A 14,053-nucleotide genomic window follows, 5' to 3' on the forward strand; every position below is an offset into this window, starting at 1 on the left:
TCACTGGAGCATCCCAATGCCCAAGGTTCTCGTTTCGGACAAGCTGTCGAAGACCGCGGTCCAGATCTTCAAGGACAACAATATCGACGTCGATTACCTGCCCGATCTCGGCAAGGACAAGGACAAGCTGTTCGAGGTGATCGGCCAGTATGATGGCCTTGCCATCCGTTCGGCCACCAAGGTCACCGACAAGATTCTCAGCGCCGCCAAGAATCTGAAGGTGATCGGCCGCGCCGGCATCGGCGTCGACAATGTCGATATCCCGGCCGCCACCAAGGCCGGTATCATCGTGATGAACACCCCGTTCGGCAACTCGATCACTACTGCCGAGCACGCCATCTCGCTGATGCTGTCGCTGGCCCGGCAGATCCCCGAGGCGGACGCCTCGACCAAGGCGTCGAAGTGGGAAAAGAACCGCTTCATGGGCGTCGAAGTCACCAACAAGACCCTCGGCCTGATCGGCGCCGGCAATATCGGCTCGATCGTTGCCGACCGGGCGCTGGGCCTCAGGATGAAGGTGGTGGCGTTCGATCCGTTCCTGACGCCGGAGCGCGCCCAGGCGATCGGGGTCGAGAAGGTGGAACTCGACGAGCTGTTGAAGCGCGCCGATTTCATCACGCTGCACACGCCGCTGATCGATGCAACGCGCAACATCATCAATGCCGAAGCCATCGCCAAGATGAAGGACGGGGTGCGCATCATCAACTGCGCGCGCGGCGGCCTCGTCGATGAGGCGGCGCTCTATGACGCGCTGAAGTCGGGCAAGGTGGCGGGTGCGGCGTTCGACGTGTTCGTCGAGGAGCCGGCGCAGAACAACCCGCTGTTCGAACTCGCCAACTTCATCGCCACGCCGCATCTCGGCGCCTCGACCACCGAAGCGCAGGAGAACGTGGCGCTGCAGGTGGCCGAGCAGATTTCGGCCTATCTCAACACCGGCGAGATCACCAACGCGCTGAACTTCCCTTCGATTTCGGCCGAGGAAGCGCCGCGGCTGACCCCTTGGGTGAAGCTCGCCGAAGCGCTCGGCTCGTTCGCCGGCCAGCTGACCGAGACTTCGATCAAGGGCATCCGGATCGAGTACGAAGGCAATGTCGCAGCGCTCAACACCAAGCCGATGACCGCGGCAGCGATCAACGGCGTGCTGAAGCCGCAGGTGGCAGAAGTGAACATGGTTTCGGCGCCGCAGATCGCCAAGGATCGCGGCATCAATGTCGAGATCATCACCCGCGACCAGCAGGGGGCATATGAAGGCTATATCCGCCTCACCGTGATCACCGAGCGGCAGGAGCGCGGCATTGCCGGCACCATCTTTGCCAACGGCAAGTCGCGCATCATCCAGGTCAAGGGCATCAACATGGATGCCGAGCTGACCCCGTCGATGCTCTATGTCACCAACGAAGACAGGCCGGGCCATATCGGCCGGCTCGGGACGCTCCTGGGCAACCTTGGCATCAACATCGCCAACTTCAACCTCGGCCGCGCCGAGGTGGGCGGTGACGCGATTGCGCTGCTGTCGATCGATGGCGAGGTGACGGCCGAGCAGCTCAAGGAAATCGCCGGGCTTCCCGGCGTGCGCCAGGCCAAGGCCGTGGCGTTCAACTAAGGCAAAGGCCGGGTTCCACGCCCGGCTAGTTGCTTTGACGCAGGTGCGGGCTGACCCCCACCCCTGTCCCCTCCCCGCAAGGGGGAGGGAGACCCTCGCACCAACATCGCGGTTCCAGCGTCTCCCTCCCCCTTGCGGGGAGGGATCAAGGGTGGGGGTCGGCAGCCACCGGCCGTTCGGAGTTGTCGCTAGCTGCGCAGCGAACGGAAGAACGTCCTGAGATCCCCGGCCAGGAGCTCCGGTTCTTCCATCGCCGGGAAGTGCCCGCCCTCCTTGAACTCGCTCCAGTGGCCGATCTGCTGCTGCGGGTCGAACAGCGGGCGAACCAGGTCGCTGGCGTTGAACACCGCGACGCCGCGCGGGGTGGCGCTGGGCGGGGCCCAGCCCATGGCCTTGAAGGCTTCCCACAGCGCATTGGCCGAGGCAGAACCGCCGCCGCCGAACCAGTAGAGGCTGACATTGGTGAGGAACTGGTCGATATCGACTGCCTCTTCGATCGTCCCCTTGCTCGGGTTGGTCCAGGCCTCGAACTTTTCGGCGATCCAGGCGAGCTGGCCGATCGGCGAGTCGTTCAGCGCATAGCCAAGCGTCTTGGGACGGGTCGACTGGATGGCGATGTAGCCGTTGCGGTCGGCTACCCTCGCCAACAGTGCGCCGGCCCGTTGCTTTTGTTCGTCGGTCAGGGCCGGATTCTGCGAGAGGTCCCCACCCATGAACGAGGCGACGGCGATGACGCTGTCGAGATCGGTGCCGAGATGGAGGCCAATGGCGCGCCCATTGGTGAGCACGTCGAGCTGGGCGGCGACGTCCGAGCCCATATCGGTGCCGTGAATGGCGAAGCGGTCGTAGCCGAACTGGTTGAGTAGCTCGACAATGGCGGCCGCAGTCTTCTTGGCCGTCCAGCCGGGCTGGCGCGGGGCAGGGGAGAGGCCGAAACCGGGAGCGGTCGGGATGATGAGGTGGAAGGCGTCTTTACCGTCCGCCGGGTTGGTCAGGGGCTCGACCAGCTTGAGGTATTCGATCCCCGAGCTCGGCCAGCCATGGCAGAGCACCAGCGGGGTGGCATCGGCGTGCCTGGAACGGATGTGAAAGGCGTGCACATGCTCGCCCTCGAACTCCAGCATCACCTGGTCGTAGCGGTTGAGTGCAGCCTCCTGGGCGCGCCAGTCGAACTCGGCCCAGCGCTCGGCCAACTGCCGGAGATAGCCGCCGGGAATGCCGTGTTCCCAGGTATCAGGGGCGACTTCCACCGGCCAGCGGGCCCCCTTGAGGCGGCTCTTGAGGTCTGCGACTTCGGCGTCGGGAATGGCGAGCTTGAACGGCTTGGCGGTGGTCATCCGGGTTTCTCCTCGAGCTGCGGAACTGGCGATGGCCGTGAGTGCCGGCGCCAGGGCTGCGGCGACGGCGGACTTGATGAGGGATCGACGGGTTACGGGCATTTTCGGGGTCGTCCTCGCTGTTTCGGCGCCGGTCTCCGCCGGCCCCAGAACAATGCGCCGGCGCTGCTGACAGAGCGTGTCAGCAGCGCCGGTGGTCCGCCGAGATGGGGGAGTTCAGGCGAGGGCGCGAGCCCGGCCGAGACCGACCCACTGCAGGGCGGCAAGGGCCGCCACCGCGATAGCCTGGGCGATGACGAAGGCAACCCCGAGGAGGGTCAGCGGGAACGTGCCAGCCAGGAGCACGATGAGGCTGCCGACCACCCAGGCGCTGTTGACGAGGACGATCAGCGTCGCGGCGCCGCGGGGCGTTTCACGCTGCATGCCGACCCAGCCGACAAAGGCGGCGAAGGCGATGAGAAACAGCCCGAGCGGCAGGGTGGCGGTCGCCGGCAGGCCGGTGAGGTCGGCGAGGAGGCTCCCGCCCACGGCAAGCAGCGCGCCAGTGGCAATGGTCGCGGCGGCATCGGCAACGAGGGCAAAGCGGATGAGGTTCATTTCGGTTTCTCCGTCGGGTTTCGTCAGGTGACGGCGACACATTTCTACCTCCCGCCTCCTCGCCTCAACTAACGCAGAGGTAATTGAACCCGTGCCGCGACCGGGTAGGGTCGTTGGCATGACCCACGCACAAGCCACGGCCTCCGACCGTTCCATCGGCGACTATATCCGCGACTGGCGACAGCACCGGCGCTTCAGCCAGCTGTCGCTGGCGCTCGAGATCGAACTCAGCCAGAAACACCTGAGTTTCATCGAGAGCGGGCGATCGATTCCGAGCCGCGAGGTGGTGCTGCGCATCGCCTCGGGCCTCGGGGTACCGCTGCGCATCCGCAACCTGATGCTGCTCGCGGCCGGCTATGCGCCGGTCTACCCGGAGCGGCGGCTCGACCACCCGGACCTGGCGCCGGCCCGCGCGGCGGTCGACCTGGTGCTCAAGGCCTATGAGCCCTATCTCGCCATCGCGGTGGACCGCGGCTGGAACCTCGTTTCGGCCAATGCCGCGGCGGCGCCGTTCCTCGCGCAGGTCACCAATCCGGAGCTGCTGCAGGGGCCGATCAACGTCTTGCGCCTCAGCCTGCGACAGGATGGGTTGGGGCGGCTGATCGTCAACTATGACGAGTGGGCTCGCGACATCCTGCGCCGGGTGGCGGCGCAACTCGAGGCGAGCGGCGATCCGGTGATTGCCGACCTGCTCGAGGAGCTGCGCGAGATCTCCGGCATTGCTCCTGGCCATGAGGGCCGCGACGAGCATGGCGGAGTGTTCGTGCCGATGAAGCTGCGCTTCGGCGATGCGGTGGCGAGCTTCATTTCGACCACCACGGTGTTCGGTACGCCGACCGAGATTACGCTGAGCGAGCTGGTGATCGAGGCGTTCCTGCCGGCAGACGCGGAGACGGCGGCGCTGCTGGCGGCGGTGGTTGGTTAGGGAGGCGGCAGCATCCGATTTGTGGCCCACCCCCACCCTTGATCCCTCCCCACAAGGGGAGGGAGATCCGACTGCAAACTCTCGGCTCCATCGTCTCCCTCCCCCTTGTGGGTGGGGAGGGTAGCGCAGCTAGGCGAAGCCGTAGCGAAGCTGGGTGGGGGTAGCCACCCGCACCGGCGGCAGCAGGCCTAACCCTGCCTCCACCCATACCAGACGATCGGATCGCCAAACACCGGATGCAGGTCATCGCGCAGATGCGTCAGCCCATGCTTCTCATAAAACCTTCGAGCTGGGGTATTGCCGGGGCGGGTGAACAAGGTGAAGCCTTGCGGCAGTTGCGCCTTGGCCGCATCGAGCAGGAGCAGGCCAAGTCCCATGCCGCGCGCCTCGGGGTGCATAAACAGCTGGTCGAGGATGGCGGCCTTCGGCTTGATGGCGAGAAAGCCGATGATCTCGCCGCCAGCCTCCGCTACCGTCACCTGCCAGCCCTCGGCGATTTCGACATCGACGCGGGCCCGCAAACGCTCAAGGCGCGGCAGTTTCGCCGGCCCGACACCGGGCAGGCCGGCGCTGGCGTGCCAGATGGCGGCAATGGCGTCGTAGTCGGCCGATGTCGCCGAGCGAAGTGCGATGTCCATCATACGGCGCGCCTGGCGCTCCACTCGGCCAGCACCAGGCCGGCAGCCACCATGATCGCGGCGACGATGTGGAACAGCTGCAGCACTTCGCCCAAGACGATCACCGAGCCGACCGTGCCGAACAGCGGGATCAGGTTGACGAACAGGCTGGCGCGGTTGGAGCCGATGAGTTCGACGCCGCGCACATAGAGCAACTGGGAGATCACCGAGGGGAAGATCACCGTATAGGCGGCGATCAGCCAGCCCTGCAGATCGATGGCAGCGAGGTTGGACGGCAGGTTCGCGGTGCCGTTGCCCAGTGTCGCCTGGTAGACCAGCGAAGCAAGGATGGCGCCGGTGCAGGTGGCGGCAAGGAAGCTGGTCCAATGGGTCTGCGGCCGCCAGCGCAGGGCGATGGAATAGATGGCGTAGGCGAGGCAGGCGAGGATGACGAGCAGGTCGCCGAGGTTCACTTCCAGCGTCAGGATACGGGTCAGGTCGCCATGGGTGGCGATGATGGCGACGCCGAGGATAGTGACCAGCACACCCAGCAGTTGCAGGCCGCGCACGCGGGTACGGAACAGGACGAAGTTGAAGATGATGACGAAGATGTTCACCGCCACCTGTTCGAGCGAGATGTTGACGCCCGAGGTGTAGTAGGCGGCGACATAGACCAGAACATTGAAGGTGGCAAAGCCGACGGCGCCATAGAACAGGTAGAGCCACCATTTGGCGCGGATTACCGGCCAGTCGCGCTTCAGCGGTGTGATGGCGAAGGGCAGCACCAGGAGCAGCGCGCCGGTCCAGCGCAGGATCATCAGCGAGTGCGCATCGATATGGCCGACGGCGAGCTTGCCGGCGACGACGTTTCCGCCCCAGAACAAGGTGGTGAGGACGAGGATCAGATAGGGGCGTTCCATCAGGGCGTGGAACGCGCGGTTGCCGGTCGTGGCGGGGGAACTGGTCATCAGGGCCGTGTGGTTCGAGCATCGGCCGCCACCCGAAGCGATGGCGGCCGAAGAAGGCGCGAACTTATGCGGCGTTGCTGCGTCGCGCCAGCCCGTCAGGCAGCGGGCGGGATGTTCTGGTTTAGCCGGAACAGGTTCTGCGGATCGTACTTGGCCTTGATCTGGCGCAGCCGATCCCAGGTCGAGCCGGGATAGGCGGCACGCAGCCCTTCGCCACCCTCGATGCCGAGAAAGTTGACATAGGCGACGGCGTTCTTCTGGCTGACGCTTTCGATCGCGTCGGTGGCCCAACGATCGAAATGCGCAGTGACGTCGGCGCCGCCTTCATACATGGCGAGGAAGCCGAGCATGACCTTGCCATGGCGGTGAGCGAAGGCCGTGGCGTCGGTCGGGACACGCGAATAGGCGCCGCCGAGCACGCGGACCTGCCCCATCTTCATCGGCGACGGGCAGGCCTCGAGCGCCGCCAGCATCTTGGTCGCGGTCTCTAGGGTAACCTGGTCGACAAAGCGCGAGCGGCACGAAACGGCCGGGCGCATTTCGGGCGGCGGGTCCATGGCATACATGGCGGAGTAGGGCGCCGGGCCGACGAGATCGGCGATCGGCGTAGCGATGGCGCGGAACGGCGCCAAGGCGGCGGTCGCTGCGTCGGCCGGGCCGGAGAAGGCCATCATGCCGATCAGTGCCAACCTGCCGTGGAACTCCGCCGGTACGAACGGCACCGGCGGGATCGGCATCACCATGGCGATGGTCGAAAGTGCTTCGGGGGCGGCATCGGCCAGCGCCGCGAACTTGACGATATTCTCGGCGGTGGCGGGCAGGACCAGCGGGCCGCCGACAAAGGCGGGCAGCGGGTGGAGCTTGAACTTCAGCCGGGTGACCACGCCGAAATTGCCGCCGCCGCCGCGCAAGGCCCAGAACAGGTCCGGGTGGTTGCCCGCATCGGCGATGACGATGTCGCCGGCCGCCGTCACCACCTCGGCGGCGAGCAGGCAGTCGATGGTGAGGCCGTGCTTGCGCACCATGTAGCCAATGCCACCGCCGAGCGTCAGGCCGCCGATGCCGACGGTGCCAGAATCGCCGAAGCCGACGATCAGGCCATGCTGCTCGACGGCGCGGGTGACTTCACCCGAGGTGAGGCCGGTGCCGGCCCAAACGGTGCTGGTCTCGCCGTCGATCTCGATGCTGTTGAGATCGCGCAGGTCGATGACCAGGCCACCTTCGGTGCCGCTGTGGCCGCCGACGCTGTGACCGCCGCTGCGCACTGCCAGTTCGAGATCGGTAGCACGGGCGAAGTTGATCACTGCCGCCACGTCGGAGACGTTGGCGACACGGATCACCGCCACCGGGCGCCGGTCGAAATTGCCGAGAGCGACGGTGCGCATCTCGTCATAGGTTGTGTCGCGGCGCGTTACGACGCGGCCGCGCAGGCTCGCGGCCAGCATGTCGATCTGGTCTTCGAGCGGAAAGCGTTTGTCCATATCCCTTGAACTCGCTGAGGTTGCGTTGAGAGCGCGGCCTCTAGGGGCAGTGATTTGAACGGCAAATGAATGTGCTGGTCAGCGCCGGATCAGGAATGGGGGCTGCGGAAGCGCAGGGATAGCTCGGCGCGGGAAGATACCCCCCACCCTGTCCCTCCCCCGCAAGGGGGGAGGAGACGCTCACACCGGCGTCAGTGTTTTGGTCTCCCTCCCCCTTGCGGGGAGGGGACAGGGGTGGGGGTACTCTTTCCGCACCGGCCCATAAGCCGGCTCCGGTGTGTGGGCCGAGGTATCGCGAGGACGCCCCGGCGTCATTGCCTCACGCCGGCGGGATGTTCTGGTTCAGCCGGAACAGGTTCTGGGGGTCGTAGGTCCGCTTCACCTGCCTCAGCCGATCCCAGGTATCGCCGGGATAGGCGGCACGGACCCGATCGGGACCTTCATCGCCGACGAAGTTGACATAGGCGCCATCCTCGCCCTGGTGCAGGGCCTGCATGAAGTCGGCGAGCCAGGCTTGCTTGGCCGGCTTGTCGGCTTCCCCATCATAGAACGCGGCGAGGTTGATCATCACCGGGGCCTTGCGGTGGGCATAGGCCGTGGCCGACGGCGCGACCCGGCCGAGGGCCCCGCCGAGCACGCGGATCTGGCAGACCCGGAGGCTGGCATCGGACTCCTCGAGGTAGCCGACCACGGTCTGCGCCTCGGGGGTGCCGATCCGCTCGACCAGGAGGTTCACCGACACGGCGGTCGGGTGGTAGTCAGGGTCCTCGGGCGGATACATGCCGGCATAGGGGCCGGGCTTGACGAAATCAGCCAGGAGAGCGGCCAGCGCACGGAAAGGCGCGAGGGCTTTTTCCGCCGCCTCGGGTTCCCCCGCGAAGGCGAGCATGGCGAGGATCACCAGCTTGCCGTGCTGCTCGGCCGGCAGGAACGGCATCGGCGGCGCCGGCATGACATTGGCAATGCTGGACAGTTCCTCCGGTGCGGCCTTGGCGGCGGCAACGAAGCCGGCAATGGTCTTGGGCGTCGCCGGCAAGACCAACATGCCGCCGGTAAAGGCGGGCAGCGGGTGCAACCGGAACTTCAGCCGGGTGACCACGCCGAAATTGCCGCCGCCACCGCGCAAGGCCCAGAACAGTTCGGGGTGATTGGCGGCATCGGCGAGCAGTTGCTGACCGTTGGCGGTGACCAGTTCGACGGCGAGCAGCGAGTCGATGGACAGGCCATGCTTTCTCGCCAGATAGCCGACGCCGCCGCCCAGTGTAATGCCACTGACGCCGACGGAACCGGCATCGCCGAAGCCGACGATCAACTGGTGCGGGGCGAGGGCTTCGGTGAGTTCAATGGCGGTTACGCCGGCGCCGACCCACACGGTCTGGTTGGTGGCGTCGATATCGATGCCCTTGAGATCGCGGACATCGATGACGAGGCCGCCATCGGTGGTCGAGTGGCCGGCGCCGGAATGCCCGCCGCTGCGAACCGCCAGTTCGAGCCGGTTGTCGCGGGCATAGCCGATGGCGGCGGCGGCATCGTTGGCATCGGCAACGCGAACGATCTGGGCCGGGCGTTTGTCGTAGCCGCCATACATGACGGCGCGGAGCTTGTCGTAGTCGGAATCAGTTGCAGCGATCACCCGGCCGGCAGAACCAGCGGGCAGGCGGAAGGCGTTCGCGGCGGTCGAGATGGGCATATTGCAGTCCTCAAGTTCTCGTGTTGGCGCGCTGGGTTGCGGTAACATGGGTGTGACCAACCCTGTTTTCCAGAGGTGCGACGCAGCGGGATTTGTCATCCGAGAAGGACTGCTCTAAAGGACATCCGCAACTACCTCGGACTTCCTTGCCGGAGGCCGGCCGGTCAGCTTGCAGCAAACTGAAACTGATCTTTGCGGTCCGCCGGCCAGACGCCCGGCCGGGCTGCCGCTTCCTGAGGGGCAATAAGCGCATGGCAAACGTGATCGTCGTCGGCAGCCAGTGGGGTGACGAGGGCAAGGGCAAGATCGTCGACTGGCTCTCGGAGCGCGCCGACGTGGTCGTGCGCTACCAGGGCGGTCACAATGCCGGTCACACGCTGGTCATCGACGGCACCAGCTACAAGCTGGCGCTGCTGCCTTCGGGCGTGGTGCGCGGCAAGCTGAGCGTCATCGGCAATGGCGTGGTGGTCGATCCGCACCATTTCGTCACCGAAGTCGAAAAGATCGGCGCCCAGGGCATCGAAATCACCCCCGAGGTCCTGAAGATCGCCGACAATGCGCCGCTGATCCTCAGCCTCCATCGCGAACTCGACGCAGTGCGCGAGAGCGGCAATTCCGGGCTGAAGATCGGCACCACCCGCCGCGGTATCGGCCCCGCCTACGAAGACAAGGTCGGCCGCCGCGCCATCCGGGTCTGCGACCTCGCCGAGCCCGAGACGCTGATGCCCAAGATCGAGCGGCTCCTCGCCCACCACAACGCGCTGCGCCGCGGCATGGGGCTGACCGAGCTTTCGGCCGAGTCGCTCTACAACGAGCTGACCGAAGTCGCCGGCAAGATCCTGCCCTATGTCGATCAGGTCTGGCGGCTGCTCGACGAGAAGCGGCGCGCCGGGGCACGCATCCTGTTCGAAGGCGCGCAGGGGGCATTGCTCGACAACGATCACGGCACCTATCCGTTCGTCACGTCGTCGAACACCGTCGCTGGGCAGGCCTCGGCTGGCTCGGGCCTCGGGCCGACGGCGATCGGCTATGTGCTGGGGATCACCAAGGCCTACACCACGCGCGTCGGCGAGGGGCCGTTCCCGTGCGAACTCGACGACGAGATCGGCCGGCACCTCTCCACGGTGGGCCGCGAAGTCGGCGTCAACACCGGGCGGCCGCGTCGTTGCGGCTGGTTTGATGCGGTGCTGGTGCGCCAGACGGTGAGAACTTCGGGGATAAACGGCATCGCGCTCACGAAACTGGATGTTCTTGACGGCCTCAAAGAGCTCAAAGTGTGCGTGGGTTACGAGCTCAATGGTCAAAAAATTGACTACTTGCCTGCCTCAATGGGAGCACAAGCTGCTGTTAAGCCGATCTACGAGACCCTCGAGGGGTGGTCGGAAACAACGGCAGGGGCGCGAAGCTGGTCTGAACTCCCGGCCCAGGCGGTGAAGTACGTCCGATACATCGAGGAGCTGATCGGGGCGCCGGTCGCCATGCTCTCCACCAGCCCGGAAAGGCTGGACACCATACTGGTTCAGGACCCGTTCCAAGATTGAGTTTTTTTCGGTAGAACTGGCCCCCAAAATTACGGATGTCGCTTAGCCAATGGCTGACTACAAAGAGCTGTTACGTAGGGCGGTAGAAGCTCTGCCGGAGAATAACGGCGCCGCGCGACGCGCGGTCTACGAGAAGGCGCGCGCCGCGCTCGTCGGGCAGTTGCGCGCCATCAATCCGCCGCTGGCCGCTCGCGACATTACCGCACACCGCCTGCAACTCGAGGATTGCATCCGTCAGGTCGAGCAGGAGGCCAGCGAGGCGGTGATCGCCGGCCTCGGTTCGGGCAAGGAAGACAATCCGCCGCCGCCGCCGGTGTATTTCGAAGCGCCGGCGAAGAAGGCTCCGGCCGCCGTGGCCAAGCCGGTGGCCAAACCTGCATCGCAGAACGGCAAGGAGCCGCCAAAGCCGTTGCCGCCGGGCGGTTCGATCGAAGAGATCATCGCGGCTGCCAATGCCGAGCAGACCGAGGGCTCCGACCGCTCGCGCTCGATCGTCAGGCCCGATGCCAAGCCGATGGGCAAGCCGGTGCCCAAGCTGGTGCCCTCGACGCAGCGCCAGCAGCCGCAACTCGCCGCCCCTGTGCCGTCCGACGAAGACGAGGACGACGGCGAAGAGCTGCCACCACGCCAGGCGCCGGCGCGTTCGCCCATACCGGCCAAGTCTCCGAATGGCCGCTCGCCGCTGCCTTCGATCGTGGCGCGCGCCGAAGCGGCCAAGAGCCGTACCGGCAATGCGGCATTCGGCGCGCCAATCGGCGGGCCTGCCCGTGGCCCGGTGCTCGAGCCGCGCCGCGAACTGGCGGCGCCGCGCCTCGAGCCCGCCGGCCGCACCGGCCAGGCCGCAGCCCGGCAGATTTCCGAGCCGGTGGCCCTGTTCAATGATCCGCCGATCGCCGCCGCCATGTCAGCGGTGCGCGAAGTCGAAGTGGAAGCTCCGCCGGCCGACCCGCAGGGCGCGATCGATCGCGCCATCGCGACGCTCGATCGCGAAGCGCGTGGCGATACCGACTACGAAGAGCCGATCGGCAATGGGGTGCCGTATCGGGCCTTCGAGGATGACGAAGCCGACGAGCCGCCGCCGCGGCAGAACGGCTTTGCGCCATCGATCCTCAAGGCCGATGCGCGCCCGCAGCGCGAAGGCAAGGCCGCCAAGGCCAGCGCCTTTGCCCGCGATGCGCGCGAGCCGCGCGGCAAGCAGCAGCGCGACGCCGAGCCGAACTTCCCGCGGGCCCGCGCCGAAGACGAACGTCGCGGGCTCGGCGCTGTCACCATCTTCCTCATCGTCTTCGCGGTGCTGCTGATCGGCGCCGGTGGCGCCGGGTTCTGGGCGTGGCGCGAAGGCTTCATCGACCTCGACCAGATGTTCGGCCGCGGTACCCCGACTTCGGAAGTTGCTGACAGTACGCCGACACCGGCGCCAACCGAGGCCACTACCGATGCTCCGGCCACCGGCCCGGGCAACACCGCGACGCCGGCCGAGAACGATACGCCCACCGCGGTACTGGGCGGGACTGACGGCGATCGCCTCGAGACCGCTCCCGAACCGACGGAGGTGAGCCGGCTGGTTCCCGCTGCGCCTGAAGAGCGCCTCGGTACGGACACGGCGGCGGCTGCCGCTACCGACCAGGCTGTGGCCTCGGTCGATCCGGCGAGCCTCGCCGGCAGCCAGTCGCTGCTGCTCGAGGCTTCGGACAGCGGCACCACCGGCGCCGTGCCGTTCTCGGGTACGGTCGAATGGAGCAAGGGCACCGACGAGATGGGCCTGCCGACGCTGATCGGCAAGGCGAATATCCCGGCGCGCAACCTTGCCGTCGACGTCCTGATCCGCAAGAACTCCGATGCCAGCCTGCCGGCCAGCCACCTGATGGAAGTCAATTTCCGGGTCACCGACAGCTTCATTGGCGGCTCGATCGCGGGGCTGCCCGGCGTGCTGCTGAAAAACGAAGAACTGGTGCAGGGCACGCCTCTGGTCGGTGCCTCGGCCCGCGTCGTCGGCAACTCGTTCCTGTTCGCGCTCAGCGCTTCGCCTGCCGATATCACGGCCAACAGCAGCCTGCTGACCTCGCGCAAGTGGATGGACCTGGCGCTGATCTACGCCACCGGCAAACGGGCGATCATCACGCTCGAAAAGGATGCCGCCGCCGAGACGATGTTCACCGAAGTGGTGGGCGAGTGGACCAAATCGGTCGCTGCCGCGAACTGATCGGTTGAGAGATAAGCATTAGGACGCCCGGACTTTGGTCCGGGCGTTTTGCTTTGGATCGCTGCGTCGCACCGGCGGTGCCCAGCGCCCCCTCGCCCCTCTGGGGAGAGGGCGGGGGTGAGGGGCGCCAAGCGCGCTGGCCGAGAGTATGTGGGCGGCGATCGGCGCAACGGTGTGCTTGGCTACCCCTCACCCTGAACCTCTCCCCAGAGGGGAGAGGGGACGCTGTGGCGATGTCGCAACTACAACCGCTTCAGCACCCGGGCCGGCACACCCGCCGCAATCGTATCGGCCGGCACATCGCGGCTGACCACCGCCCCTGCCGCCACCACGGCGTTGTCGCCGATCGTCACCCCCGGCAGGATCGTGGCAGCCGCGCCGATCCAGACATTGTTGCCGATACTGATGGGTTTCTTGACGATGCCGTTGCGGCGCTGCGTGGGGTCGGTGGGGTGGCCGGCAGAGACGAGGTTCACTTTGGGCCCGATCATCACATCATCGCCGATGCTGATCCCGCCCAGGTCCATGAAGTGGCAGCCCTGGTTGATGAAGACGTTGCTGCCGACGCTGATATTGAGCCCGCAATCGGTGGAGAAGGGCGGGATGATCATGAAGCGCTCGCCAACCGGCCTGCCGATCAGCTCGCTGAATGCGGTGCGCAGCCCCTCGAGATCGTCGAAGCCGATATCGCTGAGCCGGGCCGAGAGCCGCACGGCACGCTTGAGGTTCTCGAACATCTGCCGCCCCTCGGCGGAGCGGGCGGGGTTGGCTTGGGTCATAGCGAGGCATCCGGGAGAATCGGGCGGATAGTGTAGCGCGCACACCGCGCGGGCTGGACAGCGACTCGCTGCTCCCACCGGCGCAACCTGACCCCTACCCTCGATCCCTCCCCGCAAGGGGGAGGGAGACGCAGACTGAGATGTTGGTGTGAGGGTCACCCTCCCCCCTCGCGGGGCTACTAGATTCACACATTGAGGTGTGCGGCGAGGGTTTGGACGGCGCGCTTGGCGGTTTGGATTTCGAGCCAGCCCTGAAGCATGACGACGGGGCCGGGTTTTCCGTAGTATCCGGTCCATCCCCCGAGGCGAGCG

11 protein-coding genes are annotated in these 14,053 nt (G+C 66.4%); 4 read left to right on the plus strand and 7 right to left on the minus strand.

The annotated features are described in order from the left end of the window. The first annotated feature begins 16 nt into the window (after nt 1-16). Nucleotides 17-1,603: a phosphoglycerate dehydrogenase gene (serA, locus tag VGV07_RS23995; RefSeq protein WP_326871251.1), complete on the plus strand. Its 1,587-nt coding sequence runs from the start codon at nt 17-19 to the stop codon at nt 1,601-1,603. Nucleotides 1,604-1,791: 188 nt separating this feature from the next. Here serA and VGV07_RS24000 read toward each other — a convergent pair whose 3' ends face one another. Together VGV07_RS24000 and VGV07_RS24005 are read right to left on the minus strand one after the other, a co-directional pair. Further along, nucleotides 1,792-2,940: an epoxide hydrolase gene (locus VGV07_RS24000; protein WP_326871252.1), complete on the minus strand. Its 1,149-nt coding sequence runs from the start codon at nt 2,938-2,940 to the stop codon at nt 1,792-1,794. A gap of 216 nt (nt 2,941-3,156) precedes the next feature. After that, nucleotides 3,157-3,537 (minus strand): hypothetical protein, encoded by a 381-nt coding sequence (locus VGV07_RS24005; protein ID WP_326871253.1) that lies wholly within the window; start codon nt 3,535-3,537, stop codon nt 3,157-3,159. A 118-nt stretch (nt 3,538-3,655) separates the two neighbouring features. On the opposite strand from VGV07_RS24005, the gene VGV07_RS24010 reads away from it, so the two are divergent. Then, nucleotides 3,656-4,462: a helix-turn-helix transcriptional regulator gene (locus tag VGV07_RS24010; RefSeq protein WP_326871254.1), complete on the plus strand. Its 807-nt coding sequence runs from the start codon at nt 3,656-3,658 to the stop codon at nt 4,460-4,462. Nucleotides 4,463-4,650: 188 nt separating this feature from the next. Here the strand turns inward: VGV07_RS24010 and VGV07_RS24015 are convergent, their stop codons facing one another. The 4 genes from VGV07_RS24015 to VGV07_RS24030 form a co-directional block, all read right to left on the minus strand. Beyond that, the gene (locus VGV07_RS24015) at nt 4,651-5,100 is read right to left on the minus strand and encodes a GNAT family N-acetyltransferase (protein ID WP_326871255.1); all 450 of its coding nucleotides are present in this window, start codon (nt 5,098-5,100) and stop codon (nt 4,651-4,653) included. Next, nucleotides 5,100-6,047 (minus strand): DMT family transporter, encoded by a 948-nt coding sequence (locus VGV07_RS24020; RefSeq protein WP_326871256.1) that lies wholly within the window; start codon nt 6,045-6,047, stop codon nt 5,100-5,102. Before VGV07_RS24020 ends, VGV07_RS24015 begins: the two co-directional genes overlap by 1 nt. A 95-nt stretch (nt 6,048-6,142) precedes the next feature. Then, nucleotides 6,143-7,528, minus strand: a complete 1,386-nt coding sequence (locus VGV07_RS24025) for an FAD-binding oxidoreductase (protein WP_326871257.1) — start codon at nt 7,526-7,528, stop codon at nt 6,143-6,145. 319 nt (nt 7,529-7,847) lie between these two features. After that, a complete protein-coding gene (locus VGV07_RS24030; RefSeq protein WP_326871258.1) occupies nt 7,848-9,218 on the minus strand; it encodes an FAD-binding oxidoreductase in 1,371 nt (456 codons plus the stop codon). 251 nt (nt 9,219-9,469) lie between these two features. Here VGV07_RS24030 and VGV07_RS24035 point away from each other — a divergent pair, with 251 nt between their 5' ends. After that, nucleotides 9,470-10,759, plus strand: coding sequence for an adenylosuccinate synthase (locus VGV07_RS24035; RefSeq protein WP_326871259.1), 1,290 nt, complete (start codon nt 9,470-9,472; stop codon nt 10,757-10,759). A 49-nt stretch (nt 10,760-10,808) separates the two neighbouring features. Beyond that, a complete protein-coding gene (locus VGV07_RS24040) occupies nt 10,809-12,962 on the plus strand; it encodes a hypothetical protein (protein WP_326871260.1) in 2,154 nt (717 codons plus the stop codon). A 242-nt stretch (nt 12,963-13,204) separates the two neighbouring features. Here VGV07_RS24040 and VGV07_RS24045 read toward each other — a convergent pair whose 3' ends face one another. Then, nucleotides 13,205-13,741: a DapH/DapD/GlmU-related protein gene (locus tag VGV07_RS24045; protein WP_326871261.1), complete on the minus strand. Its 537-nt coding sequence runs from the start codon at nt 13,739-13,741 to the stop codon at nt 13,205-13,207. Nucleotides 13,742-14,053: the final 312 nt, after the last annotated feature.

Source organism: Devosia sp. (assembly GCF_035944845.1).
Taxonomy (GTDB): domain Bacteria; phylum Pseudomonadota; class Alphaproteobacteria; order Rhizobiales; family Devosiaceae; genus Devosia_A.